The following is a 26,364-nucleotide window of genomic DNA, read 5'->3' as shown; positions in this document are numbered from 1 at the left end:
TTAAGCGTCAGGCGTCAGGCTGTGCATCAAATGCGTTCAGCCGCCGACGTAAGCGCGCCGGATCGCTTCGTTGTTCATCAGACTCGTGTGATCGCCTTCGAGCACGATGCGGTCGTTCTCGATCACGTAGGCGCGGTGCGCGATCTTCAACGCCGCAAACGCGTTCTGTTCGGCTAGCAGCACCGTCGTGCCCGCGCGATTGATCTGCTGGATCACCTCGAACACCTGCTTGACCACGAGCGGCGCGAGACCGAGCGACGGTTCGTCGAGCAGCAACACCTTGGGCCGGGCCATCATCGCGCGGCCGATCGCCACCATCTGCTGCTGCCCGCCGGACAACGAGCCGGCCGCATGATCCTTGCGTTCGGCGAGAAGCGGAAAGAGTGCGAACACCTGATCGAGATTGCGCTGATTGCCGGCCTTGTCACCGCGATGCACATAGGCACCGAGCGTGAGGTTCTTCAACACCGACATGCCCGGGAACAGCTTGCGGCCCTCGGGGCAATGAATCACGCCGTTGCGCACGATCTGCGCGGGCGTCATGCCGAGCAGCTCGCGCGTTCCGAGGCGCAGGCTGCCGCTCGCAGCGCGGCGCAGGCCGCTCGTTGCGAGAAAGATCGAACTCTTGCCCGCACCGTTAGCGCCGAGCAGCACGACCAGTTCGCCGTCGTCCGCGTGCAGCGTAATGCCGTCCAGCGCGCGGAAACTGCCGTAATCGAGCGCGACGTTCTCAAACTTCAGCATGTTCGCTCCCAAGATAGGCATCGATCACGGCCGGGTTGGCGCGAATCTCGGCAGGCGTGCCCTCGGCGATTTTCTTGCCGTAGTTCAGCACCATGATGCGATCGGCGAGCTTCATGATCATGTTCATCTTGTGTTCCACCAGGCACACCGTCACGCCGTGTTTCACCAGCTTGCGGATCAGTTCGGCGAGGCCTTCGGTCTCTTCGGGATTGACGCCGCCGGCGGGTTCGTCGAGCAGCATCAGGCTCGGTTCGGTGGCGAGTGCGAGCGCCACGGCTGCACGCTTGCGCTCTTCCTGCGAGATGTCGCCGGCCATCCGTTCCGCAATTGCCGACAGCCCGACGAAATCCAGGGCCTCGCGCGCCTTCTCGCGGCAGATGCGTTCTTCCTGTTTGAGCCGCGCAGAATGTGTCAACACGTCCCACAGCCCCGAGCGCGTGCGCAGCCGGTGGCCGACGATCAGGTTGTCGAGCACGCTCGCCCGGTCGAACAGCGCGGTGGATTGAAACGTGCGGGCGATGCCGAGACGCGCCATCTGATCGGCAGCCAGCTTTGTCACGTCCTGGCCTTTGAAGCGGATGCGTCCCGAGCTCGGTAGATGGGCGCCGCTGATCAGATTGAAGAAGGTGGTCTTGCCCGCGCCGTTCGGCCCGATGATTGCATTGATCTTGCCGGCTTCGATATGCGTGCTGACGTCGTCGACCGCGACGAGACCGCCGAAGCGTTTGCTGAGCGAGTCGATTTCAAGCATGGCGGTCTCCGCGCGTGGGCTGCGATTGGAGCGCGACGCCGCCGCTTTTCGCCGTTGCCAGTTTCGCGCGCCGGCTCGTTCTTGCCCGATACAAACCGACGATACCGTTCGGCAGAAAGATCACCAGCAGAATCAGGATCGGGCCGAACACGACGAAACGGTACGCCTGCAAGAACTGCAGATACTGCGTGAGCCACGGTATGGCGAGCGCGCCGAGCAGCGGGCCGGCGAGGGTGCCGATGCCACCCACCAGCATATACATGGTCATGTCGAAAGTATGCTCGACGCCGGCCAGATCTGGTCCGAGAAAACGCACGGAGCCCGCATAGAGGCCGCCCGCGAGCCCGGCATAGACGACCGACAGCACGAAGGCCAGCACCTTGTTGCGCATCAGGTTGATACCGAGCGACTGTGCGAGACCGTCGCTATTGCGGATCGCCATGAAGGTCCGGCCAAGCAGCGAGTCGACGATGCGATGCATCAGCCACACGCCGAGCACCAGAAAGGCGAACACCAGGTAATAGAGCGGCCGCGGATTTTCAAAAGAGACGATGCCGAAGCCCGAAGGCGCAGGGATGCCGACAATGTCTGAGACACCATGCGTGAGGCTGTCCCATTTCTCGATGACGAGAAACATGATGTAGCCGACGCACAGCGTAAAAATAGAAAAGTAGTGGCCGCGCAGACGCAGCGAAACAAGGCCGACCAGCGCCCCCAGTATCGCGACGACAACGCCTGACGCAATGAACGCGATCCAGAACGGCACCTGATGATCGACCGTGAGAATGCCCACCGTGTACGCGCCCACCGCCATGAAGCTGCCGTGCGCGAGATTGAACTGCCCCGTATAGCCGGTGATCAGATTCAGCCCGACGGTGGCCAGCGCGAAGACGTACGCGGTGGACATCACGGTGAGCATGTAGTCGTTGGTGGCCAGAAACGGAAACACGAGACCGAGCACGAACAGCAGTGTCCACCCCAGCTTGCCCTCGAATAATTTCATGACCGGTTTCACGATGCGCGCAGTTCCTTGGTGAACAGACCTTGAGGACGAACCGACAGAATCACCACCAGCAGCACGAAGGCGATGATGTCCTTGTAGTCGGTCGAAATGTAGAAAGCGCCGAAGCTCTCCGCCATGCCGATGATCAATCCGCCGACGATCGCGCCCGGCACGCTGCCCATGCCGCCGAGAATGATGATCACGAAGGCCTTCAGGATCACCAGTTGGCCCATCGCCGGATAGACGAGGTTGATCGGCGCGTACAGCGTGGCGGCCACGGCGGCGAGAAGGCCCGAGATGCCGAAAGTCAGCATCGTCACCTTGTTGGCGTCGATGCCCATCAGCGAGGCGCCTTCGCGGTCCTGCGCCATCGCGATGATGCTCGAGCCGATCACCGTGTATTTGAGGAAGAGTTGCAGCAGCACAACCAACGCGAACGCTGCGCCGATGATCAGCAGGCGTTGCACGGGCGCGGTCACGCCGCCCAGATCGACGATCCCGGCTTAGGGCGTGGCCATACGATGAAAGTCCGCGCCCCAGATCGCCTGCGCACCGGCTTCGAGAAACAGCAGGAGGCCGATCGCGGCGATCATGGGATGCAATTCGGAAGATTTGCGCAGCGGATGGAACACCAGCCGCTCGGCGAGCATCGCGAGTACTGCGACCGCGAGGCCGGAGCCGATCATCGCGAGCCAGTAGTTCCAGCCGAGCCGGCTCATCAGGTAGAACGAGACGAACGCGCCGACCATGTAGAACGCGCCGTGCGCGAAATTCGGCACTGCGAGAATGCCGTAGACCAGCGTGAGTCCGAGTGCGACGAGGCTGTAGATGCCGCCCAGCGTCAAGCCGTTGAGAAGCTGCTGCAAAAACATGTCCACGCTTTGACACCCTCCAACGGAAGCACGCTGTGCAATCGTTACCCTTGCTGCAGGGGACGCATCGCCGCACACCTGACTACGGACGGGACAACAGCCGCTCTCTCGAATCCGGCGACCGTTATCGACGGTTGTCGACGCTTGAAACACGCACGCATCGGCGCGAACTGGAAATGGCGATGTGTGGCGGTGCTAGAGAAATTTGGCACGGGCGTTCACTTTCCGTCAACAGGTTTTTCCATTTGATTGTTTTGCATTGCAGATTATTAGGGAAGTCACTTAGATGACGCGCATCAAGTCGCCCGTTCGCATGATCCGGCGCACCGCCTGCGCGGCACGCCGGTATCTCGCGTTCTGCGCCGGCTAGAACATGTGCCGCATGCCGATATTCACGCCGGCCGTCGTGCCGGTCGCTTCGTTCAGTGCGTTGTTGACGGACAGTCCAGTGTGCATGGCACCGTGGTTGGTCACGAAGCCAGCTTGTCCATACACCACGGTGGCCTTCGACAGGGAATAGTCGACGCCGGTGGACGCCAGTATCGAATTGTTCGACGAGTTGTTTCCGTCGCGCGTGACCCACACACCCGCGTCGACGTTCAGCGCCGGTGTGATGCGATAGCTGGCGCCGCCTGAATAGACACGATCGTTGAACGAGCCTGCCACCTTGTACTGCACGTAGGAGGCCTTCACTGTCAGGTTGTTGAACACATAGCTGGCGCCGAGCGCACGGCCGTCGAATTCGACCACGCTCGGAATCGCGATCGATGCAGCGCTGCCGCCGGCGTTGCCGCTGTAGAGCGCGGCATCGACGGTCAGCGTGCCGAGGTGGTAGCGCAGGCTCGCCGAGTACTGGCGGCCCGCCTGAAAGTTCCCGGCCGTGCCGCCCAGCGCCATCATCGCGCTGGCTTGCAAGCCGGCGATTTCCGGCGACGTGTACGAAATGCCGTTCGGATTGAACAGGCCAGTCACATAGACGTTGTTGAGATAGGTGATGAGACCGCTGCCGAAGTACGACATCTCGCGCGGATCGAAGTCGTACACCGCGAGGAAGAAGGGCGAGAACTGCAAGCCGGCCTTGACCGTGCCGTAGCGGCTGTCCACGCCGACCCACGCCTGCCGCCCGAACTCGTTGCCGTTCGAATTGCTGAACGCGCCGTTGGCAATGCTGATGCCGCTTTCGAGTTCGAAGATCGCACGCATGCTGCCGCCGAGATCTTCGGCGCCACGCATGCCGAAGCGCGAGCCGGAGAGGCCGCTGTCGGTGAACGAGTATTGATGGCCGGCGCTCTGACCTGTGGCCGCGTTAAGCGTTTTGCTGGTGTAGAGGATCGAGCCGTCGACGATGCCGTACAGCGTGACACTGCTTTGTGCATGGGCGCTCTGGGCCGTGCCCAGGGCGCATGCTCCAACTAATCCAAGAATGGCTCCAACTCGATTGCGATGACTTGCCGGCATGCTTCGTGTCTCCTTGTTTATTGGAATCAATTGAACTGGCGAAGTATTGCTTGTGCTGCAAGATTCTGGCGATCTGTTGCGCGATACGATCTCAACAGGCAATAGCGACAATAGCGGGCCCTCGCGATCTGATAAGGGATGCGAAATAGTGGGTGTGCTGGTATGCGTTTCGAGTCCGGTTGCCGGCTGGCTTGTCTCCTGGGTGCAGGGGCGGCCCGGCGCTGCTATGAGTTCATCGATCGCGTGCTTGCGCACAGGATGCAGGCGCAATTTGGCACGACCGTTCGTTCTGTGTCAACGGGGGAAACCGCTCGTTTGGCCTGCAATGCAGGCCAAAATAGGGAAAACACCTGGCACTGAAGGCGCGCTTGAAGTGTGCCGTAAGGCCATGTAATACAAGGAGATTGCCGGAATTATCCGGTTTGAATTGCGAGAAAGACGGCTGATGCGGTGGTTCTGCATTGCAGAGCTATCAAAGAACGGACTCAGCGTGTGCCGAACGTCTCTATCAGCATGTCGACGAAAGCCTTGACCCGCGCCGTCATCTGCAACTGTTGCGGGTACACCGCATAAATATCGGCACCCGGCGTGCGGTATTCCGGCAATACGTGGATCAGGCGGCCATCGGCGAGATACTCCGCGATATCCCATTCCGCCCGCATCAGAATGCCGTGACCGTCGAGCGCCCACTTCACCGCGATCTCGCCGTCGTTGGTGGTGAGGTTGCCGCGCACGCGTACGGTCTCGGTCTTTTCGGTCGAACCGCGTCCGCTGGTCAAGCGCCAGAGCCCATAGCCATCGTCGCCCTGACGAATGCCGATGCAATTGTGTTGCGATAACTCCGCCGGGCTGCGCGGCGCGCGCCGTTTGGCGAAATACGTTGGCGATGCGCAAAGCAATCGCCGGTTCGGCGCGACCCGGCGCGCAATCACGCGCGCATCCGGCGGTTCGCCGAAACGCACGCACACGTCGAAGGCGTCGTCGCTAATCGGTGGCGGGTCGACGGAGAGTTGCAATTGCACGTCCACCTCGGGAAAGCGCCGCACAAATCGGGAAATGAGCGGCGCCACGTGACTGCGGCCGAAACCGAGCGTCGCGTTCACGCGCAACAGGCCTTTCGGGGCCGCTTGCGAGCCGCCGAGCAACTGGGCCAGGTCGTCCATTTCGCTCAGGATGCGTCTGGCGCGAGTCAGGTAGAGTTCGCCCTCCGGCGTAAGGCTCATACGCCGGGTCGTGCGATTCACGAGCGACACGCCCGCGCGCGATTCCATTTGCGCCAGATGCTTGCTCACGGCTGCCGTGCTCAAGCCGAGTTCGCGCGCAGTCGCGGTCAGACTGCCGCTTGCGGCGAGCTTGGAGAAGAAGGCGAGGTCTTCCGGTTGTATCGACGAAGTCATGTTGAGTGGGTCGATGAGCAGGCCGATGAACAGCCTATTATTAACTGCAGGTTAAGGATGCTTTGAGTCTAGCAGCGTTTTCGCGTGCGGTCGCCATACTAGGATGCAGCCATACGTTCAACACCAAGGAGACGCCAGTGAAGACCTATCGCATCGCAACCATTCCCGGCGACGGCATCGGCAAGGAAGTCGTGCCCGCGGGCCAACGGGTTCTCGAAGCCATCGCTGCGCGTAGCGACGCCTTCCGGTTCGAGTTCGAGAATTTCGATTGGGGCGGCGATTTCTACCGCCAGCACGGGGTGATGATGCCGGCCGATGGGCTGGATGCCATCCGCAACAAGGATGCGATTCTGTTCGGCTCGGCGGGTGATCCGCATATTCCCGATCACGTGACGCTTTGGGGATTGCGCCTGAAGATCTGTCAGGGCTTCGATCAGTACGCGAACGTGCGTCCCACTCGCATCCTTCCTGGCATCGACGCACCGTTGAAGCGCTGTGGGCCGAAGGATCTCGACTGGGTCATCGTTCGCGAGAACTCGGAGGGCGAGTATTCCGGCGTAGGTGGACGCGCACACCAGGGCCATCCGATCGAAGTGGCAACGGACGTTTCGATGATGACCCGCGCGGGCGTCGAACGCATTCTTCGATTCGCGTTCCGCCTCGCCCAGTCGCGACCGCGCAAGCTGCTGACGGTGATCACCAAGAGCAATGCGCAACGTCACGCCATGGTCATGTGGGACGAGATTGCGCTCGAAGTCTCGAAGGAATTTCCTGGCGTCAAGTGGGACAAGGAACTCGTCGACGCCGCCACCGCACGCATGGTCAACCGTCCCGCCACGCTCGACACGATCGTCGCGACGAACCTTCACGCGGACATTCTCAGCGATCTGGCCGCGGCACTGGCCGGCAGCCTCGGCATCGCGCCGACCGCGAATCTCGACCCCGAGCGCCGCTATCCCTCGATGTTCGAGCCGATTCACGGTTCCGCATTCGACATCATGGGCAAGGGTCTCGCCAATCCGGTCGGCACGTTCTGGTCGGTTGTGATGATGCTCGAGCATCTCGGCGAAATGGCCGCTGCCCAGCAGTTGATGAGCGCGATCGAACGCATCACGGCTGCCCCGGCGTTGCACACGGGTGACCTCGGCGGTACGGCCACAACAGCGCAGGTGACCGACGCGGTCTGCGCGATCCTCGCAGCGGAATCGGCGGCGTTCAAGGTAGCCTGAACTGGCCGCATGCAATACGCAACGCGCATTAGACAAAAACAAAACGCCCGGACGAATACGTCACGGGCGATTTAAAGACTGGAGACTGGCATGGCCAATGAATTGCAAGCCCGTGTGGTTCGCAAGCTGACGTGGCGTATTTTGCCCTTCGTCATGCTGCTTTATTTTGTGAGCTTTCTCGATCGTGTGAACGTCGGCTTCGCGGCGCTCACGATGAACAAGGACCTCGGCCTCTCGCCGACCATGTTCGGACTCGGCGGCGGCATCTTCTTTCTTGGGTACTTTCTGTTCGAAGTGCCCTCGAACCTCATTCTGAACAAGGTCGGTGCGCGCATCTGGATCGCGCGTGTGATGGTGACGTGGGGGCTGGTGTCGGCGGCTTCCGCGTTTGTCGTCGGGCCGAATTCGTTCTATACGCTGCGCTTCTTGCTCGGCGTGGCCGAAGCCGGTTTCTTCCCCGGCATCATTCTTTATCTCAGCCAGTGGTTTCCCGCGCGGCAACGAGCAGTCGCGGCGGCCGCGTTCATGGCGGCCGCACCTTTGTCGACGGCAATCGGATCGCCCATTTCAGGCGCCATCATGCAGATGCCGGCCCTGTTCGGCTTGAAAGACTGGCAATGGCTTTTCCTCATCGAAGCGATTCCTGCGGTTGTTCTCGGGTTCGTGGTTTTGAAAGCGCTCACCGATTCGCCAGAAAAGGCGGCGTGGCTTGCCGCGGATGAGAAAGCGTGGCTCGTCGCGACCCTACGCGAAGAACGCGCGGGACGTGAATCGCAGGCGGGACACGCGGCAGGTGCGCTCGCCGCGCTGCGCGACCCGCGCGTGTGGATCATGTCGATGATTTACTTCGGCACCTCGGCGGGGCTTTATACGCTCGGACTGTGGGCGCCGCTGATCATTCGCCAATTCGGTTTTAGCGCGCTGGGTACCGGCGCGTTGAACGCGATTCCCAGCGTGCTGGCCGTGATCGGCATGGTGCTGTGGGCGCGCCATTCGGATCGCACTGGCGAGCGCACGTGGCATGTGGTGATTCCGTGCGTCGCAGCCGGCATCGGGCTCGCATGGGCAGGCTTTGCGGATACAGTTGTTGCAGCGGTGTTCGCGCTGATTCTCGTGAACGTGGGCATCAGCGCGGCCAAGGCGCCGCTGTGGGCCATGCCGAGTACCTTTCTCTCTGGCGCTGGCGCCGCGGCCGGTATCGCCATGATCAACTCGATCGGCAATCTCGGCGGTTTCGTCGGTCCGTTTGCAATCGGCTGGCTGAAGAGCGTGACGGGTGGATATGCTGCCGGGCTCTATGTGGTTGCGGCGAGTCTTGCGGTTTCCGCCGTGCTCACGTTGGCTATCGGCCGGCGAGGATATCGGGCGGCTCCTGCGCCGCAATGATCTCGCTGGTTTTTGATCGGCTTTCTGATTGAAGATGTGCCTCACTCCCGCGCTGATTGTTGCCCGCTGACTTGCCGCAAATAGTGGCTAGCGCGGAGACAGCGAGGAAGTGCAAGGCATCATCGCGCGTATTCAATGCTTGAACAATCCCGAATTCTTACCCTCGAAATGCATCGTCGAAGATTGCGAAAAGCTTGTCGCGGGTGCACCGTAACCTGAGCTGTCACCAGATCCCGACATCTTGTGTGAGGGCTGCTGATATTGCGTACCCGGCTGATTGTTCTGCGTGTCGTGCATCGAGACGGTGGGTGCCGTCGTTGTGTCGTTCATCGGTGTGTTCATCTGCTGGGCAAACGACAGAGTCGGGATGGCGACGATCGACGCAACGAGCATGATGTGTTTGAGTGCTTTCATGATAGTTCTCCAATAGTGTGATGGTGCCGCGCCGACCATTCCGGTCGATGCGTACTCACAGAATAAGCAGCGTTCCTTAATTTCTCCTTAGGCGAGGCCAAATTACTTTCTTCCGTATTTCGAAGCGCGGAAATACTGGACGATAGTGGCGAGAACCTGTGCTTGATGAGGACACGCATAAGCATGTCTTAAGAAAAAATCGTGCGGAACCAAATGGGGATGAGAACTGTTGGTGTTCTCGCTCAACATGCGCTTTAGGGGCTTTATGATTTCCGTGCCTGAATCGATTACGCTTCGTTGTTATCGAACCGATATGCAGGCACATTCCCATGGCATCCAAACATGAAGTCAAGCGGTACAGAGCCAATCTCTCCGACGAGCTCCACAGCGCCGCGCTCTATGAAACGCTCGCGAAAGTCGAGAAGGACGACACGCGCAAGCAGGTCTACAGCGACCTCGCAAAATCGGAGCACGATCATGCGCAGGTATGGGCCGATAAGCTGAGAGCTAACGGCATCCAGCCGAAGGGCACCGGCCAGGCCGTGAAAACGCGCCTGATGAAAGCACTGGTACGCATGTTCGGCGCGGGTTTCGTGCTACCCACGCTTGCCGCGGCTGAATACGCTGACCGTAACAAATACCACGGGCAACCGGACGCGGGCAGTATGTCGGCCGACGAGCATCACCACGCGGCGGTAGTCCAGACCCTGGCTCACGGCGGGGGCGACCCGGCCCTGTCGCAAGGGGCGCGCATCGCCGCTGCGGAGTCGTGGCATAAGGGCGTTTCGTCGGGTAACGATCTGCGTGCAGCCGTGCTCGGTGCGAACGACGGCCTCGTTTCGAATTTCTGCCTGATCATGGGCGTGGCCGGCGCGGGAACCGGCAACAAAGCGATCCTACTCACGGGGCTTGCCGGCCTGATCGCCGGCGCGTGTTCAATGGCGTTGGGTGAATGGCTGTCGGTGACCAATGCGCGCGAGCTGGCCAGTACCCAGATTGCTAAAGAAGCGGAGGAACTGGAGGTGTCTCCGGAAGCCGAGGAGCACGAGCTGGCGCTGATCTATCGCGCCAAGGGTCTGGACGCGGTCGAGGCCAAACGGGTGGCGTCACAGATGATGCGTGACAAGGACAAGGCGCTCGATACCCTGACGCGCGAGGAACTCGGACTCGATCCCTCGGAGTTGGGCGGCAATCCCTGGTCCGCTGCAGGTGTCTCGTTTTGCCTGTTCTCGGTCGGCGCAATTTTTCCGGTGATGCCGTTCCTGTGGACGCACGGGCTTAGTGCGATCGTGCAATGCATCGTACTCAGCATGCTTGCACTCGCATCCATTGGGGTCTTTACCTCGCTATTCAACGGGCGCAGCGCAGGGTTCTCCGCCATGCGGCAGGTCGTCATCGGTCTCGTGGCCGCAGGCTTCACGTTCGGCGTTGGGAAGCTGTTGGGGGTATCGATTTCCTGATGAACGCGATCGTGTTGCGCTGATTCTCGCCTATTCTTTCAATTCATTTACCTCTCTGGCAGCGAGGCATTACGGTTTGTTTTCAACTTGCTTGCCGAAGGCTACTCTCAGCCGCTTTCGTCGATGTGATTCTTACATCGACTACGTCATTTAATTATTAAGCGATCCTATGAGTACACGCCGCTTTCAATAGCGGCTTTTTTTGCACCTCGAAAACGCACTCACTTAAGCGTCTCTTAAGCGGTGAGCAGGTAGTTTTCTTTGCGCTATCGAGAAGAAAAAATCCTGCGATTCGGTCAATAAGAAAGTTTTTTCAAGGTGCACCTGTATTTCGCTACGTCATTCGATTGACATTATCTGCCGTTAAAGTGAAACCGCCGGCTTATACGGTTTTTACTGTACTGGTGTGGTAGAGGGATGTCGTTTCCTTGACGAAGAAAAAATGCATTTAATCAGGATACCTTTAAAATGAAAAAGACTTCCATTGTTTTGATGATTTCGGCTGTGATGGCGCTTTCGGCGTGTGGCGGAGGCGTTGACAATCCGAGCCCGGCGGCAACAACGGCAGCGGCGGCGCCAGTTCCGAACACGGCAACCGCCACCGGCTACTCGCTCGCGGTATTCGCAAAAGCACCCTCGGCAACCCAGAAGCCCGATTCGATCGTGCAGATGGGTTCCAGCATATTCATCGGCTATCAGAACGCCGGCGAAGTGAAGGACGGCTCGGTGCCCGGTATCACCAACCAGGTCGTGCAATACGACCTGAGCGGCAACGCCCAGAAAACGTTCACGGTGCCGGGCCACGTAGACGGCCTGATGGCGCGCAGCGACACGAACACGCTATGGGCAATGGCGAATGAAGACGGCAATCCCGAGTTGACGATCATCGACCTCGCCACGGGCGCACAGAAAACCTATCAGGCGACGGTCAATCCCACCGTGCACGGCGGCGGCTATGACGATATGCAACTCATCAACGGTGTCGTGTATGTGAGTGCTTCGGCGCCCACGACGCCGGGCGTGGGTCCGACCGTCGTTGCGCTCACGCTGAACGCCAATGGTTCCACCTTCGACGTGACGCCGGTGCTGGCCGGCAACGCCCAGGCTATCGACGTGACGCCATCTGTGGGGGGCGCGGCGAACCCTACGTTCAATCAGCCGGTGACGCTGACCCTGACCGATCCGGATTCGCTGGCCATCGACCCGTCGGGGAAACTCGTGCTGGATAGCCAGGCGGACGGCAAACTCGTGTTCATCAGCAATCCCGGGCCAAGTCAGAGCGTCAGTGTCCTGACGCTCACGCTGTACAGCGATAAGGATGGTCCGATCTACCCGGTGGACGATACGCGCTTTGTCCCGGCGCCGGGTTCGACGGGTAAGACATTCATGCTGTTCACCGACGCAAACAACACGACGTACCGTGTCGATGCGCCGTTCAAGCAGGGTGATGCGTACAGCGCGGGTCAGGGGCAGGTGATGCAACTCGACGTGAAGTCCGGTCACCTCACGCCGGTGGTGGCGGGTATCGGTAGTGCATCCGCGCTGCAGGATCCGCACGGCATGCTCTTCGTCGCGCAGTAAGTAGCAGGCAAGGCACGCCTCAGCGAGTTTCCTGAGGCGGCCGGCCGCACAACAAGCCCTTTACCGGCCATGCGCCGCCACTTCGTTGGCCTCAATCCCCATCCCCCCAACCATGGCGCTCGCGCCATTCGCGCTCGTGCTCCTCATGCTCGTGGTGGCGCCACCGTCGTTCGCGCCACTCCTGACGCTCATGCCACTCGCGGGCGCGCCAGTCGTCGCCGTAGCCGTAGCCATATTCCACCACCGGCGGGGGCGCATAAACGACCGGCGGAGGCGCAATGTAGGCCGGTTCCGCAGGCACGAAAACCGGCCCGGGAATGCCGATGCCGATGCCCACGTCGACGTGCGCGGAAGCGACTGTGGAAGCCACTAATATCGCGCCGCCGAGAAACACTGATAATAGGTTCTTGCGCATGTTTTTCTTTTCGCCTGATGGTTGCTGGCGATGACAGTGGAGATGGTGCGCAGTGTAGGCAGGGCCGCGGTTTGCAGGTGCAAGAGGGATGCGAGATTCGTAACACGGAGTAACGGCACGCAGCCTTAAGGTTGCCCTAATGATTTCCGTGCACGATGAACCGGCCAGACCTCCGGCTTTCCTTCCCTGCGTGCAACCAGCGGCGCTGTTTTCGGCTCGAACCGGCAATCAATAGCCAGGTCGCGCCGTTTCAAATTTTGCCGAATGGCATCCACGATGGGCGGGGAATCGCAATGGGCTTTTCTGCTGAGGTTTGGGCGCTCGCGCGCCTGTATTGCATGTACCCGGTGCTGGGCGGCCTTGCGATCTGGTATTTTTCGCGGGCGGACCGTCTGCTACAAGTGGTTCGCGCCCGTCATTGAGCCTCGATCATTGATCATGGCGCCCACCTCGCGGGCGCGCAACGACGCCCGCTGAGCAACGGCGGGCTTGCTGCGTCGCGGCAAAATGCGCCTGCCACGTCGTCCGCACAGCCGTTTTTTCCTCCAGACCACCCTCACTTGCTCTGGCGCGACACGGCCGGCTAACCCCTCCAACACCTCGCAAACCCTTACCCAACGGGGCTTTGCCCGCCGCCAGCCGGCGCCCGCGCGACGGCGGTGTCGCATTTCCACATGTGGTTGTCGCAAATAGTCGGCTAGGCGTACTTTTTTCTGGCAACTATGTATGCACAGCGCGGACGGACGTCCGCCAAGCGAGGAGAGCATTCAATGAATTCCCCCAAGGTCGTGGTCGAAGGGCTGTGCAAGGTGTTCGGCACCAACCCGAAACAGGCGATCGGCATGCTGGCAGGCGGCGCAACCAAAGAAGAAGTCTTCGCGCGCACCGGTCAGATAGTCGGCGTCCATAACGTATCGTTCGAAGTCAAGGAAGGCGAGATCTTCGTGCTGATGGGCCTGTCCGGCTCCGGCAAGTCGACGCTGATTCGCCTGATCAACCGTCTCGTCGAGCCGACGGCCGGCAAGGTGCTGATCGACGGCCGCGACGTGGCCAGCGTGCCGCGCTCGGAACTGACGGCGCTGCGCCGCAAGGACATGAGCATGGTGTTCCAGTCCTTCGCGCTGATGCCGCAACGCACGGTGCTGTCCAACGCGGCGTTCGGGCTGGAAGTGGCAGGCGTCGGCAAGAAGGAGCGCGAAAAACGCGCCATGACGGTGCTCGAACAGGTCGGCCTCGCACCGTTCGCGGAAAAGTTGCCGGCCCAGTTGTCCGGCGGCATGCAGCAACGCGTGGGTCTGGCGCGGGCGTTGGCAGTCAACCCGTCGCTGATGATCATGGACGAGGCGTTCTCCGCGCTCGATCCGCTCAAACGCAAGGAAATGCAGAACGTGCTGCTCGATCTGCAACGCGAGCAGCAGCGCACCATCCTGTTCGTCTCGCACGATCTGGAAGAGGCGATGCGCATCGGCACCCGGATCGCGATCATGGAAGGCGGCAAGGTCGTACAGGTCGGCACGCCCCAGCAAATCATCACCAATCCCGCCGACGACTATGTGCGGGCGTTCTTCGAAGGCATCGACACCAGCCGCTATCTGACGGCCGGCGACCTGATGCAGACCGACGCCGTGCCGCTCATGCAGCATTCGCCGCAGATCGACGCCTCGAGCGTGGCCGCGACGCTCAACGGCAGCGCCGAATACGCCTTCGTGCTCGACAGCGAGCGCAAGTTCCGCGGCTTCGTGTGCCGCGATGCGATGGGCAGCGCGTCGCCGCAGCTCAATCACATCGAGTGCATCCGCCGCACCACGCCGTTAGACGACGTCGTCGAACGCGTGGTGGCAAGCCGTGCGCCGCTGCCGGTCGTCGAAGCGGACGGCTCCTACTGCGGTTCGGTCAACAAGACGAACGTGCTGAACGTTCTCACGCGCCATCGAGGTTCCCATGTCTGAAGTCATTCCACTTGGCGCCTGGGTCGATCACGGCGTTCACTACCTGCTCGACCACGACGCAAAAACCTTCGATTCCATCGGCAAGGTCATCGAGAGTTTTGCCGCGCTGATCGAGCACGGCCTGCAAGCGGTGCCGATGTGGGCGCTGATGGCGTTTTTCGTCGGTGTCGGCTTGTGGCGGGTGGGCTGGCGTTTCGCGCTGTTCACGTTGCTGGCGATGCTGCTGATCTACGGCACCGGCTTCTGGGATCAGATGGTGATCACGCTCGGTCTCACGCTCTCGTCGACCTTGATCAGCCTGTTGCTCGGCGTGCCGCTCGGCATCTGGACCGCGAAGAGCCGCACCGTCGAAATGATGGTGCGCCCCGTGCTCGATCTGATGCAGACCATGCCCGCGTTCGTCTACCTGATTCCGGCGGCCATGCTGTTCGGTCTCGGCCGCGTGCCGGGGATTCTTTCCACGGTGATCTTCGCCATGCCGCCTGCTGTGCGTCTCACGTCGCTCGGCATCAAGCATGTGAATCGCGAAATCGTCGAAGCAGGGCAGGCGTTCGGCTGCACGCCCCTGCAATTGCTCTACAAGGTGCAGTTTCCGAACGCACTGCCGTCGATCATGACCGGCGTGAACCAGACCATCATGATGGCGCTCTCGATGGTGATCATCGCCTCGATGGTCGGCGCGGGCGGTCTCGGCAACGACGTGCTGGCGAGTATTCAGCGGCTCGATATCGGCCTTGGTTTCGAAAGCGGTCTCTCGGTGGTGATGCTGGCGATCATTCTCGACCGCATCACGGAAAGCTTCGGCCGCTCGCCTGGCACGGCGCGGGCGCCTCTGTTGTCGGGCTTGCGCAGCGTCATGAAGGTGCGCCGGGCGCCGGCGGCACAGCACGGCTGAGCCGCCTATGAAGCGCGACGCGATCTCTCCTGTTGTTGAGGCTCCATCAGACTCGCCGCTGTCCGGGCTCGCGCACTTCGGCTTTCTGACGCTGCCGAACTTTTCGATGATCGCGTTCACGAGCGCGGTCGAGGTGCTGCGCATGGCCAACTACGTGGGTCGCGCGCAGCACTACACATGGTCGGTGATTACGCCGGACGGCGAACCGGCGCGGGCGAGTAACGGCATCACCGTGAAGCCGACCACGACGCTGGTCGAAGCGGGCATGCCCGATGTGCTGATCGTCTGTGCCGGCTGGCATGTGCGCGACTACGTGGACGAGACGATCATCGCCTTGCTGCAAGATGTTGCGTCGAAGGGCATTCCGCTTGGCGGTATTTGCACGGGACCGTACGCGCTGCTGGCTGCGAATCTGCTCGACGGTTATCGCTGTACCGTGCATTGGGAAGACATGTCCCCGTTGCACAAGAGTTACCCGCACGTGCGTTTTGCCGATGAACTGTTCGTGATCGACCGTGACCGGATGACCTGCACCGGCGGCACCGCGCCACTCGATCTGATGCTGAACCTGGTCGGCATGCGCCTTGGCCATGCCGTCGCCGCGCAAGTGTCAGAGCAGTTCATCGTCGAGCGGATTCGCGGGTCGACGGATTATCAGCATATTCCCGTCGACGCGCGGGTCGGCTTCTCGCGAGCGGAATTGATCGAAGTCGTGCGCTTGATGGAAGCGAATATCGAAGAGCCGTTGTCGCTCGACGAACTCGCGCGGCTCGTGCATCTGTCGCAACGCCATTTGCAGCGGATGTTCAAGATGTTTCTGAGCGTATCGCCGACGCACTATTACCTGACGCTGCGTTTGCGTCGTGCGCGTGAACTGTTGCGCAATACGGATGCGTCGATCGCGCGGGTAACGGCTGTGTGCGGTTTTCATTCGCCGTGCCATTTCAGTAAGGCCTATCGCGCGCAGTTTGGTCACGCGCCGAGTGTAGAGAGACGGTTGTCTGCGTAGATGAGTCTGCATGAGTGAGTTGACGTCAATGAAGTCGACGCAAGAAGTCGCACTTTGAAAATCCGATTATTAAAACCAGTGAAGCATCAATCACCCAAAGGGAACGCCATGAAACGTTTGTGGGCTGCGTCGTTGTGCGCGCTGTCGGTGTCATCTGTCCTTGCCGCGGAACCTGCCACCTGCCGGGACGTCCGGTTCGCCGACGTCGGCTGGACCGATATCGCGGCGACGACCGGTCTCGCTTCGACCGTGCTGGAAGGGCTCGGCTACAAGCCGACCAAAACCATCGCTTCGGTGCCGATCACCTTTGCGGGGGTGAAGAGCAAGCAGATCGATGTGTTCCTCGGCTACTGGTCGCCGACCATGGACCCGATGATCGATCCGTTCAAGAAGGCCGGCCAGCTCACCGTGCTGCCTACGCCGAACCTGACTGGAGCGAAATACACGCTGGCCGTGCCGGACTACGCGTATCAGGCGGGCATCAAAACCTTCGCCGACATCGCGAAGAACTACGACAAGCTCGACGGCAAGATTTATGGCATAGAACCGGGTAACGACGGCAATGCGCTGATCAAGAAGATGATCGACAGCAACCAGTACGGTCTTGGCAAGTTCAAGCTGGTGGAGTCGAGCGAGGCGGGCATGCTGGTCGAAGTGAATCGCGCGGTTCGCGACAAGAAGCCGATCGTGTTCCTCGGCTGGGAACCGCATCCGATGAACGTGCAGATGAAGATCGATTACCTGTCCGGCGGTGACGACGTGTTCGGCCCGAACTACGGCGAAGCCAGAGTGCTGACGGTCACACCGAACGATTACTCGGCGCGTTGTCCGAACGTCGCGAAGCTCGTGTCGAACCTGCAGTTCACGACGGATATCGAGAACCACGTGATGCTGCCGATCACGAACAAGACGGATCCGAACAAAGCGGCGAAGGACTGGCTGAAGGCGAATCCGGCTGTGCTCGACAAGTGGCTTGCCGGCGTGAAGACCTTTGACGGGAAGGATGGGTTGCCGGCGGTGAAGGCCTACGTTGCGGGGAAGTGAAGGGGTTGACTGAACGCCGGACCCACCGCCCGAAACTCAAGCTCGGCACCGGCAACAATTGCGTTTGACACTGGCGTGTGCTCCGGCCGCCAAACCACACGGTTTGGCTCGACCGGACGCACGCGCCGACACGACGTGTCAACACGCCGGATGACGCCGAACGGACCGTGACGCAAGGTTACGTCCCGATTTCGGTGAAAACCATAAAGGCTGTGAAGTTTTGTAAAAATAGGACAAAAGCAGACTGCTCTCATAGCAGTTTTCTTCGTCTTCCGTTAATTTCATCACGAGACAACAAAAAGGACTACTCGTGATGTCAGAGACCGAACGACTTATCGTGATAGGGCTGAGGCCCGGCTGCCACGCCATTTCCCTTTTTTCGTCACGCCCCTGACCCAGCTCGGGTTAGCCATGGGGCGAGCAGACGATCCTTTTCCTGCTTGTAACGCATGAACCGTCCGCCCGAGCCGGCCTTGGTGCGACGACGTATGACTCAAGATCATGTCCATTCCTATCCAGTCCCGCACTTTGGCGGTTTCGGGTTCCGCGTTGCCCACCCGTGGCCTCGATGGTTTGCCGGTCCTCTGTCCGGTGCGCCTACGCGGCACCGAAACGCTCGGCGAACTGTTCGAGTACACGCTCGTATTGAAGACGGCAGACGCGCTAGCCTTTGCTCCGAGTGTTGCAGCGAACATCGAACTCGACAGGCTGATCGGCACCGAGGTTACTGTGGCGATCGAGCTCGAAGGCAACGGCCGGTTCGTTCAAGACATATCGGGGCAAACTGACTCGGGGAATGCCGGTGCGCAGACTCGAGAAATCACCGGCGTCGTTACGTCCGCGCGCATTGTGCGCGAGGAAGGCCGCTCGATCGTTTGCGAATTGGTGCTGCGCCCGTGGCTCTGGCTTGCCACGAAGAACCAGAATTGCCGGTTGTTCCAGGACCTCGACGTCGTGGAAATCACGGATGCGGTGCTGTCAGCCTATACGTTCCCCGTCGAGAAACGTCTGTTCGGACCCGGTCCACGCACGCCGTACCCCAGGCGTGATATCCAGTGCCAGCACTGGGAAAGCGACTGGACGTTTCTTCAACGGCTCTGGGAGGAGTGGGGCATCTATTACTGGTTCGAACATGGCGACGGCAAACACCGCCTGGTGCTTGCCGACGCGATGGCCGCGAACCATCCGCAAGACGAGGGGTATCGCACGATCCGTTATCAAGGGCCTACGGGTCAGCGGCTCGATAAGGAGCACGTCCACGCACTTGCGGTGCAAAACAGTCTGACGGCTGGATCCGTCTCGAGCGTCGACTACGATTACACGCGGCCCCACGCGGACTTGACGGCTAGATACGAAGACCCGCGCGACACCGCGCAGGCACGGCAGGCAATTTACGCGTGGGGCGATTTTGCGCAGCCGCAGGCGGGTGCAACGGGGCTTACGGGCGAGCATAACCAGCCACAGCGCGAAGCTGAACATCTATCGAGAGTGCGATTGCAGGCGTTTCGCTGCGGCGGATTGCGGGCGAAGGGCCAGGGCAACTTGCGCAGCCTCGTGGTCGGCCGGACCTTCGCGCTGACGCATTATCCGCAGACGGCCGCAAACCGTGAATACCTTGTGGTTTCCGCGACGCTCGATATCGAGGAGACCGGCGAGGCAAGCGGTACGGGGCAGCGCTACCGTTGCACGACGGACTTCGAGATTGAGCCGGCTAGCGAGACATTCCGGCTCGCCAGGACTATTGAGAAACCGCGCACGTCTGGTCCACAAAGCGCCATGGTGGTCGGTCCTGAGAACCAGGAAATCTGGACTGATGCCTATGGCCGGGTGAAGGTGCAATTTAACTGGGACCGGCGGGGCTTGCACGACCAGCGTTCGAGTTGCTGGGTGCGCGTGTCGTCACCGTGGCAGGGCAACCAGTTCGGCGCGACGCATCTGCCTCGTATCGGTGAGGAAGTGCTCGTCGATCACCTTAACGGTGATCCTGACCTGCCGATCGTGACAGGCCGCGTCGCCAACGCGTTCCAGCTACCGGCATGGAAACTGCCGGACAACCAGGCGCTGTCCGGGTTTCGCAGCCGCGAGCTTGGTGGTGGCCGAGCGAATCACTTTGTGCAGGACGATACCTCGGGCGAAATCCAGACACAACTGTCCAGCGATCACGGCGCCTCGCAACTGAGCCTCGGCTTCCTGCGGCGCGTTCTCGGCAACAAGGGGCGGCAGGACGCGCGTGGCGAAGGCTATGAACTGCGTACGGATTTTTGGGGCGTGCTGCGCGCCGCGAAAGGGATGCTCATAACGACGGAGGCACGACCCAACGCACGATCCTACGTCAAGGACATGAGCGAAACGATGGCGCGGCTCGAGCAGGCCCATAGACTCCACGAAGGCTTGACTGGACTCGTGCAGGAGCATGGCGCACAGCAGCAGGGCGCTGACCAGAGCGCGCTCACCAAGGCGATCAAGACACAGAACGATGGGCTCCGCGGTGCCGCACCGACGAGTGACAGCCCATTCCCCGAGTTTGCGGAACCGCATCTGACGCTCTCGAGCCCCGCGGGCATCCAGACCACCACGGCAGGCAGCACGCACCTCGCGAGCGATGAGAACCTCGCGCTGACGACCGGAGGCCATGTCGCCGTGGTAGCTGGTACATCGTTTTTTGCGAGCGTTGCGAATGCTTTCTCGCTGTTTGTGCACAAGCTCGGTATCAGGCTCGTCGCCGCGTCAGGGAAGGTGCGTGTCGAGGCGCAGAACGACCGCGTCGAAATCATTGCCCAACGGGCGGTCGAGATCATGAGTACGGACGGCTGGATCGAGTTGAAGGCGAAACGGGGCATCCGCATCAACGGTGGCGGTTCGGAAGTGGAGATCACGCGGAACGGCATTGTCGGCTCTACCGAGGGCCGGTCACTGGTGCATGCGGCCAGCCACGCTTGTGTGGGGCCGATGACAAAACCCATCGTCTTTCCGGGGCGTCCCGAACGATTCTGCGAGCGCTGCTTCCTGATCGCCGCGCGATCGGGTAGTGCGATCGTGCCGCAGTGATACGAGCGCCCGCCATGAACGACTCTATCCGCGAATTTGTCCTGTTCGATGCCGCAATCCTGCAAGCATCGGCGCACTTCGACGCATTGATTCGCTGTCGAGCTGCGGTCTCCCTGTACGGTGATTTGTCTTCATACGATTCGCACCGGTTCGGTCCGTGGCTGCTCGAGGGCAGCACTTTTGATGCGATCGTGCCAGCGAATACATCGCTCGCGGTGCCGTGGCGATACGGCATCAGTCGATTGACCACTGGGGCAGACCTGAGTGAGCTCGTCGCGCACTTCGAATCGCAACGCACTATCGCGATGGCTGCCGGTGACCGCTACTACTTGAGATTTGCCGACACGCGCGCGCTTGCCACGTTGGAGCGGGTGCTGACATCCGGACAGACACGGCAGTTGAAAGGACCGGTTGCCCATTGGTGGTACCTGGACCGATTTGACGCGGAGCGGGAGTTCGGCGAAGCGGTGACGAGCGAACCGCGTCGTCAAAACATGATCGTGTTGTCGGAGGCGCAGGGCGAGCGTCTGCTCGAACTGCAGTTCGCTCAGGCGCTGGCTGACGATGTGCACGCGAGTAGCGGCGGCGATCTTGCCCCACATCTCGTTGCCGCGCAATACCAGCAGATTGAGGTGGCCGCGTTGTTCGTCCTGGAGCAGGGTATCGAACCGTTCGAAGTGCAGCGGCATGTTGCTGCTGTCGCTGTGAAGACCGGTGGCGCACTGCTGACGGATGCGCGATTTCTGGAGGCGGTCAGGTCGGCGCGTACTTCAGGGCGTTGGCACGAATTGATGAAGTGGCGCGGTGTTTAGAAAGCCTGGGCTTGGAGTTGAGGATGAGAAAACGTTTTTGCCGAAGCGTGGTAGGCGCATTCGGGCTGGCCTTGATGAGTGCGCTTGCTGCCTGCCAGTCGCCGGGCAAGGAGCCGACTTTTGGGGCAGACCTGACCGGCATCGATCATCTGGCTGATTACCTTAGCGTGTCTGATTTTTCGGTGAATGGCGCATGGGGCGCTCAGGCAGGTAAGGGGGGACGTACGACTTGTTGCGCTGTCATTCCAGAGAAATGGCATCCGGGCTTAAAGGCGCATGTGAAGTGGAGCGTAAGCGACTGGAAGCACGGTGGTGGCGACGCCCATGAGGCCGACGTGCCGGTCGACCAGTACTCGAAGCTGGGCCATATGTGGGTGCATTTCCTCGCCGATGGTTCGGTGCGGGTCGTGGTGTCCGATATCGGCCCGTATGCAACTGATTATCCCGGGCCGCACGATCTGATTCCGCAGAAACATCCGTGGGATGACTATCCGCAATCTTGGGTCAAGAAGCGTCCCAGCCTGGTTGAGCCGGCCAGTGAGGGTGCAGAGTGAGCCGCGGTATTTAAGAACTGAGCCAAGAATTGAAGATGATGAAACGTTTTTTTCGCGGCTCTGCGGTCGCATTCGGGCTGGCCTTGATGAGTGCGCTTGCTGCCTGCCAGTCGCCGGGCAAGGAGCCGACTTTCGGGGCAGACCTGACCGGAATTGATCATCTGGCCGATTACCTTAGCGTGTCTGATTTTTCGGTAAATGGCGCATGGGGCGCTCAGGCAGGCAAGGGAGGAAGTACGACTTGTTGCGCTGTCATTCCGGAGAAGTGGCATCCCGGCTTAAAGGCCCATGTGAAGTGGAGCGTAAGCGACTGGAAGCACGGTGGCGGTGATTTCCATGAGGCTGACGTGCCGGTCGACCAGTACTCAAGGCTGGGTCATATGTGGGTCCATTTCCTCGCCGATGGTTCGGTGCGGATCGTGGTGTCAGATTTCGGGCCGTATGCGCCTGACTATCCCGGGCCGCACGACCCGATTCCGCAGAAATATCCGTGGAAGCAGTACCCGCCGCCTACTCGTAAGGGACCGACATTCTCGGAAGACGAAGTCGAAAAGTACAACCTGCGTTAGCAGGACTCTGACCATGACTGACAACAAAGGCCTGCCATGCGCCGCAGAACATTCGATGAATACCGATGGTGCGGTGAGACCGTACCGAGCATGTGGCTGTACGGAATTGTCCGCCACTGTCGTTAGAACCGCACGAACGGATTACGTGGCGTGCTGTTCAGAAAGACTGGGCTTGGAGCTAAGGATGAAAAAAATCAGACGGTGGCGGCGCGTCGTGAGGTTCGGATTCATTGTCGCCATCGTGCTTATGGCCTCCTCGGTTTCTGCGTCGATGGGTGGCATCGACCATCTGCCAGATTACCTGAGCGTGTCGAATTTTTCAGTTAACGGCGCGGCGGGTTTCCAGGCGGCTGACGGGAACGTTAGCGTCCCCGGCCCGTCGATGCCTCGCAAGTGGCAGCCGGGGCTGACTGTCCACGTGAAATGGACAATCAGCGACTGGAGGCACGGTGGTGGCAGTAATTATGAAGCTGACGTGCCAGTCGACCCATACGCCGAACCTGGGAACGTCTACGTGCATTTTCTGGCCAATGGCAACGTCCGCGTCGTAGTGTCGAACTATTACCCCTGGAGTCCGAAGTACCCTGGTCCGCACGATCCGATTCCGCAGAAACAACCGTGGAATGACTTTCCGCAATCTTGGGTGGACCGTCGATCAGTATCCGAACGCCTTAAAAATATGGATATGCAACCAAAACCGCAAACTCCCGCCAGCCCTGAAGGTAAGTAGAGGTTAGTAAGGAACCGTATTGATGACAGATAGTGTAAGTCTGCTGCGCGCCGCAGCGCATCCCATGACTACAACTGGCGTGCAAGCGACCGCGCCGACCATGCGGTGCCATGCGGAGAAGTGCGAATTCTCACTGCATATCGGTTTGTTTTTCGACGGTACCGGTAACAATCAGGATTGGGTTGAACCGGGGACGGGAGGCAGCCAACTGGAACGCCACAAGGACAGCAACGTGGCACGCCTGTTTCGTGCTTATCCGGACACCGCTTTGGAGGGATACTACCGACACTACATACCCGGCGTCGGCACACCATTCGACAAAATTGGTGAAGATTCATCCAGCACGTGGGGCATGGGTTTCGGCGCTGGAGGCGATGCGCGCATTGTGTTTGCACTGCTGTCGGTATTAAACACGCTGCACGGTTCAATCGACAGCGGCAATCGGCCAATGATTTCCGCAGAAAGCGTCAAGGCGCTGTCCAGAAACAACTGGCTACCGCAGCAGACGGGCAATGGAGAGAACGCCAACCCGTTATCTCCGTCCGACCAGTTCGCGCTTGACCAGGTCGGCATGAAAGATCAGGGTGGTCTGCTGACGATGAATGGCTTCACGTATCGCACGAAGTTTCTCAAGGCACAGTTCGTCCAACTCGCACAGAAAATCAGTGACACTCAGCACCCGAAACTGGTTGAGGTCTTCATCGACGTGTTCGGCTTCAGCCGCGGTGCAGCGCAAGCACGCGTGTTCTGTAATTGGCTGGACGAATGCTTCGAGGGTGACACACTGGCGGGCGTGACCTCCCATATCCGCTTTCTCGGCATTTTCGACACGGTGGCCGCCGTTGGACTGGGGCCTGCCGCCGGCAGATGGGCCAACGGCCACAATGCTTGGGGAGAGCCCAAAAATCCGCGGATTTCGCCGCGGGTTCGTCACTGTGAGCATTACGCCGCCATGCACGAGCAGCGTGAATCGTTCCCACTTGAGGATGTGCAGGCGCCTGGTGATGCGATGCCTCCGAACTGCCGACAATTCCGTTTCCCGGGCATGCACTCGGACTTGGGTGGTGGCTATCTTCCGGACGAGCAGGGCAAGAACAAGCGTGCGGATGACAGCAAGCTTTCGCAGGTACCGTTGAATATGATGTATGACGCGGGCCGTGCCGCGGGTGTGCCGCTGGAAATGGACATAGCGTTTTCGCGAAGCGACCGGTGGGATCCGTTTCTGATCAGTGACACGCTCAGGTCGGCCTATCTCTCCTTCATGAGGGCCAACGGCACCACCACCCGCCAAATCGCCGACTGCCTTATCGACATCCTCGCGTGGCGCTTCCGCTTCCGCGACAGCTACGGAACATTGCCGTTCGTTCAGCAAGCAACGCAAACCGAGCAAAGCGACCTGCTCGGCGCGCACAATGTGTTCCTGAAGGACATCCGCGAGATCGACGATGCCGAGCACCGGGTCTATTACGCACGCGAAGGCGTCGCCACGTCGAAACTCTCCCTGAGCGGACAAATCTTCCGGCAATCGGCTGCTGAAAATCATCTGACCCAGGCGCATGAAGCGCACGCCAGCATCCCGCGTGATAGACGGCACATTTACGAACTGGTCAGGACCCGCAAGCTCAGCCCGGTCGAACTCGACTTCTTCAGCGAATACTGTCACGACTCTTTCGCAGGCTTCAAACCATTCGACAACTGGCCTGGCCGCGCTCTTTCGCGCAATGGGCCGTGGGAAAGCGGCGGTTACCTGAAGTTTCGCACCCGTTATGCGGGCGAAAGTCTGCGGCTCGCGCTGCTCGAATCCATTTCAGAGGTTTCTTCCGCCGAGGTGTAAGCGACACGAACACGACGTCGGTGCGCGCGTCACGCTTGCCGCACGCCGCGTAGTTGAACCGGGTGCAACCATGCCAGACAATAAATACCACCCTCAAATTGCCTGAGCCCGCCCCGGGAAAGTTTCGTCATAGCCTGAGCCGTCATCGACTTCAGCCGCCGTACCGCGTTGCTCGCGGTACATCATCGGCGGCAAACCGAACTGCTTGCGGAATTCGCGGCCCAGATGCGAGGCGTCGGAAAAGCCGCAACTCGACGCGATATCCGCCACTGTTTTATCCGAACTCGTCAGCAGCCAGGCTGCAGTGCGCAAACGCACCTGCTTCGCATAGGCCTGCGGCGCCTTACCGGTTTGCGCCTTGAAGAGCCGTTCGAGCTGACGCGGCGACAGATCGAGTTTGCGCGCCAGTTCGTCGAGCGATAACGATCGCCCCACATGCTGCTCCATCAGCAGAATCGCGCGCTTTACCTTCGGATGCGCGGCGGGCGCCAACCCCGGCGGATGCGGCTGCGGCGCATTACCCTTCTGCATGTCGTCCACCAGGAGAATCCGCAACGCCTTCTGCACCGTGGCCGTTTCAAAGTGGCGCAGCAGAATCGCGGCCGCCACGTCGATCGACGCCCGCCCACCGGAGCACGTAATGCGCCGGCGGTCGATCACAAATAGCCGATCCGCCACCAACGCCTCCTCGTTGACCGCCGGAAAGCGTTCGATGAAATCCCAGTAGTGAAACCAGCTCACGCAGATGCGGTGGCCTTCCAGCACGCCTGCGCGCATCAGTGAGAACACGCCGGTGCACATGCCGACGAGCGTCGCATCGGTGGCGGCGGCGCGGCGGATGAAGGCCAGCGTCGCATCGTTCGCGGCCGGCCCCGAATGCAGCAGGCCGCCCACCACGACGACGTAATCGAAGGGCTCGGCGTTGTCGAACGTCTCCCACGGCGTGATCTGGATCCCGCAACTCGCACGCACCGGAGCGAGGGTTTCCCCTATCACGCTCCACGAGCAGCGCACGGGCTTGCTGAAGTCGCCTTCGTCCGCAGACAGGCGCAACAGGTCGACGAAACCCGAGAACGCCGTCAGCGTGAAGTTCGGCAGCAGGATGATGCCGAAGCGGATGCGTTGCTTCGAGGTGCCGTCGATCGATTGAAGGGGAAGCGGTTCAGCGGAATTCATGCGTGCAGCCGGCAAGGGAAAAGGGTTGAAACAA

23 protein-coding genes and 1 pseudogene are annotated in these 26,364 nt (G+C 60.5%); 15 read left to right on the top strand and 9 right to left on the bottom strand.

The window, feature by feature from the left end; all coding sequences use genetic code 11:
- Positions 1-36: 36 nt before the first annotated feature.
- From M0D67_RS31025 to M0D67_RS31000, 6 genes and pseudogenes are all read right to left on the bottom strand, one after another.
- Positions 37-744, bottom strand: coding sequence for an ABC transporter ATP-binding protein (locus M0D67_RS31025; RefSeq protein ID WP_266240867.1), 708 nt, complete (start codon positions 742-744; stop codon positions 37-39).
- On the bottom strand, positions 731-1,495 hold the full coding sequence (locus M0D67_RS31020) for an ABC transporter ATP-binding protein (protein WP_154560726.1): 765 nt from the start codon (positions 1,493-1,495) through the stop codon (positions 731-733). Before M0D67_RS31020 ends, M0D67_RS31025 begins: the two co-directional genes overlap by 14 nt.
- On the bottom strand, positions 1,488-2,498 hold the full coding sequence (locus tag M0D67_RS31015; protein WP_154560725.1) for a branched-chain amino acid ABC transporter permease: 1,011 nt from the start codon (positions 2,496-2,498) through the stop codon (positions 1,488-1,490). Before M0D67_RS31015 ends, M0D67_RS31020 begins: the two co-directional genes overlap by 8 nt.
- 8 nt (positions 2,499-2,506) lie before the next feature.
- Positions 2,507-3,376 (bottom strand): annotated as a pseudogene (locus tag M0D67_RS31010) (branched-chain amino acid ABC transporter permease).
- 360 nt (positions 3,377-3,736) lie between these two features.
- On the bottom strand, positions 3,737-4,828 hold the full coding sequence (locus tag M0D67_RS31005; RefSeq protein WP_154560724.1) for a porin: 1,092 nt from the start codon (positions 4,826-4,828) through the stop codon (positions 3,737-3,739).
- 485 nt (positions 4,829-5,313) lie between these two features.
- Complete coding sequence (locus tag M0D67_RS31000) at positions 5,314-6,225, bottom strand: LysR family transcriptional regulator (RefSeq protein ID WP_154560723.1); 912 nt, start codon at positions 6,223-6,225, stop codon at positions 5,314-5,316.
- Positions 6,226-6,362: 137 nt separating this feature from the next.
- On the opposite strand from M0D67_RS31000, the gene M0D67_RS30995 reads away from it, so the two are divergent.
- Positions 6,363-7,454 carry a tartrate dehydrogenase gene (locus M0D67_RS30995; protein WP_168435709.1) on the top strand — a complete coding sequence of 364 codons (1,092 nt, stop codon included), beginning with the start codon at positions 6,363-6,365 and terminating at the stop codon, positions 7,452-7,454.
- A 90-nt stretch (positions 7,455-7,544) separates the two neighbouring features.
- A complete protein-coding gene (locus M0D67_RS30990; protein WP_154560722.1) occupies positions 7,545-8,840 on the top strand; it encodes an MFS transporter in 1,296 nt (431 codons plus the stop codon).
- Between the two features lie 132 nt (positions 8,841-8,972).
- Here M0D67_RS30990 and M0D67_RS30985 read toward each other — a convergent pair whose 3' ends face one another.
- Positions 8,973-9,254: a hypothetical protein gene (locus tag M0D67_RS30985; RefSeq protein ID WP_154560721.1), complete on the bottom strand. Its 282-nt coding sequence runs from the start codon at positions 9,252-9,254 to the stop codon at positions 8,973-8,975.
- A 329-nt stretch (positions 9,255-9,583) separates the two neighbouring features.
- On the opposite strand from M0D67_RS30985, the gene M0D67_RS30980 reads away from it, so the two are divergent.
- A complete protein-coding gene (locus M0D67_RS30980) occupies positions 9,584-10,714 on the top strand; it encodes a VIT1/CCC1 transporter family protein (protein WP_154560720.1) in 1,131 nt (376 codons plus the stop codon).
- A gap of 468 nt (positions 10,715-11,182) precedes the next feature.
- Complete coding sequence (locus M0D67_RS30975) at positions 11,183-12,295, top strand: hypothetical protein (protein ID WP_266240866.1); 1,113 nt, start codon at positions 11,183-11,185, stop codon at positions 12,293-12,295.
- A 91-nt stretch (positions 12,296-12,386) separates the two neighbouring features.
- On the opposite strand, the gene M0D67_RS30970 is transcribed toward M0D67_RS30975, so the two are convergent.
- On the bottom strand, positions 12,387-12,710 hold the full coding sequence (locus M0D67_RS30970) for a hypothetical protein (RefSeq protein ID WP_154560718.1): 324 nt from the start codon (positions 12,708-12,710) through the stop codon (positions 12,387-12,389).
- Positions 12,711-12,865: 155 nt separating this feature from the next.
- On the opposite strand from M0D67_RS30970, the gene M0D67_RS30965 reads away from it, so the two are divergent.
- From M0D67_RS30965 to M0D67_RS30915, 11 genes are all read left to right on the top strand, one after another.
- Positions 12,866-13,132 carry a hypothetical protein gene (locus M0D67_RS30965; protein ID WP_154560717.1) on the top strand — a complete coding sequence of 89 codons (267 nt, stop codon included), beginning with the start codon at positions 12,866-12,868 and terminating at the stop codon, positions 13,130-13,132.
- Positions 13,133-13,480: 348 nt separating this feature from the next.
- Positions 13,481-14,659: a glycine betaine/L-proline ABC transporter ATP-binding protein gene (locus M0D67_RS30960; RefSeq protein ID WP_154560716.1), complete on the top strand. Its 1,179-nt coding sequence runs from the start codon at positions 13,481-13,483 to the stop codon at positions 14,657-14,659.
- Positions 14,652-15,554: a choline ABC transporter permease subunit gene (gene choW, locus M0D67_RS30955; RefSeq protein WP_093644471.1), complete on the top strand. Its 903-nt coding sequence runs from the start codon at positions 14,652-14,654 to the stop codon at positions 15,552-15,554. The genes M0D67_RS30960 and choW overlap by 8 nt, the downstream gene beginning before the upstream one ends.
- Before the next feature lie 7 nt (positions 15,555-15,561).
- Positions 15,562-16,563: a GlxA family transcriptional regulator gene (locus M0D67_RS30950; protein WP_154560715.1), complete on the top strand. Its 1,002-nt coding sequence runs from the start codon at positions 15,562-15,564 to the stop codon at positions 16,561-16,563.
- 108 nt (positions 16,564-16,671) lie between these two features.
- Entirely contained in the window at positions 16,672-17,607 is a 936-nt protein-coding gene (locus tag M0D67_RS30945) for a choline ABC transporter substrate-binding protein (protein ID WP_154560714.1), read from the top strand.
- A gap of 501 nt (positions 17,608-18,108) precedes the next feature.
- Positions 18,109-20,655 carry a type VI secretion system Vgr family protein gene (locus M0D67_RS30940; RefSeq protein ID WP_154560713.1) on the top strand — a complete coding sequence of 849 codons (2,547 nt, stop codon included), beginning with the start codon at positions 18,109-18,111 and terminating at the stop codon, positions 20,653-20,655.
- A gap of 14 nt (positions 20,656-20,669) precedes the next feature.
- Positions 20,670-21,467 (top strand): DUF4123 domain-containing protein, encoded by a 798-nt coding sequence (locus M0D67_RS30935; protein ID WP_154560712.1) that lies wholly within the window; start codon positions 20,670-20,672, stop codon positions 21,465-21,467.
- 23 nt (positions 21,468-21,490) lie between these two features.
- Positions 21,491-22,021, top strand: coding sequence for a DUF3304 domain-containing protein (locus tag M0D67_RS30930; RefSeq protein ID WP_233464873.1), 531 nt, complete (start codon positions 21,491-21,493; stop codon positions 22,019-22,021).
- 35 nt (positions 22,022-22,056) lie between these two features.
- Positions 22,057-22,590, top strand: coding sequence for a DUF3304 domain-containing protein (locus M0D67_RS30925; RefSeq protein ID WP_154560711.1), 534 nt, complete (start codon positions 22,057-22,059; stop codon positions 22,588-22,590).
- Positions 22,591-22,774: 184 nt separating this feature from the next.
- Positions 22,775-23,320, top strand: a complete 546-nt coding sequence (locus M0D67_RS30920; RefSeq protein WP_166618195.1) for a DUF3304 domain-containing protein — start codon at positions 22,775-22,777, stop codon at positions 23,318-23,320.
- Positions 23,321-23,342: 22 nt separating this feature from the next.
- Positions 23,343-25,154: a DUF2235 domain-containing protein gene (locus tag M0D67_RS30915; RefSeq protein WP_266240865.1), complete on the top strand. Its 1,812-nt coding sequence runs from the start codon at positions 23,343-23,345 to the stop codon at positions 25,152-25,154.
- Positions 25,155-25,247: 93 nt separating this feature from the next.
- Here M0D67_RS30915 and M0D67_RS30910 read toward each other — a convergent pair whose 3' ends face one another.
- Positions 25,248-26,330 (bottom strand): GlxA family transcriptional regulator, encoded by a 1,083-nt coding sequence (locus M0D67_RS30910; RefSeq protein WP_093644465.1) that lies wholly within the window; start codon positions 26,328-26,330, stop codon positions 25,248-25,250.
- Positions 26,331-26,364: the final 34 nt, after the last annotated feature.

The sequence above is a fragment of the Paraburkholderia sp. SECH4 genome (assembly GCF_030511745.1).
Lineage (GTDB): Bacteria > Pseudomonadota > Gammaproteobacteria > Burkholderiales > Burkholderiaceae > Paraburkholderia > Paraburkholderia madseniana.
Note: the sequence above shows the minus strand (reverse complement) of the source record. Positions and strands in the feature narration are given on the sequence as shown.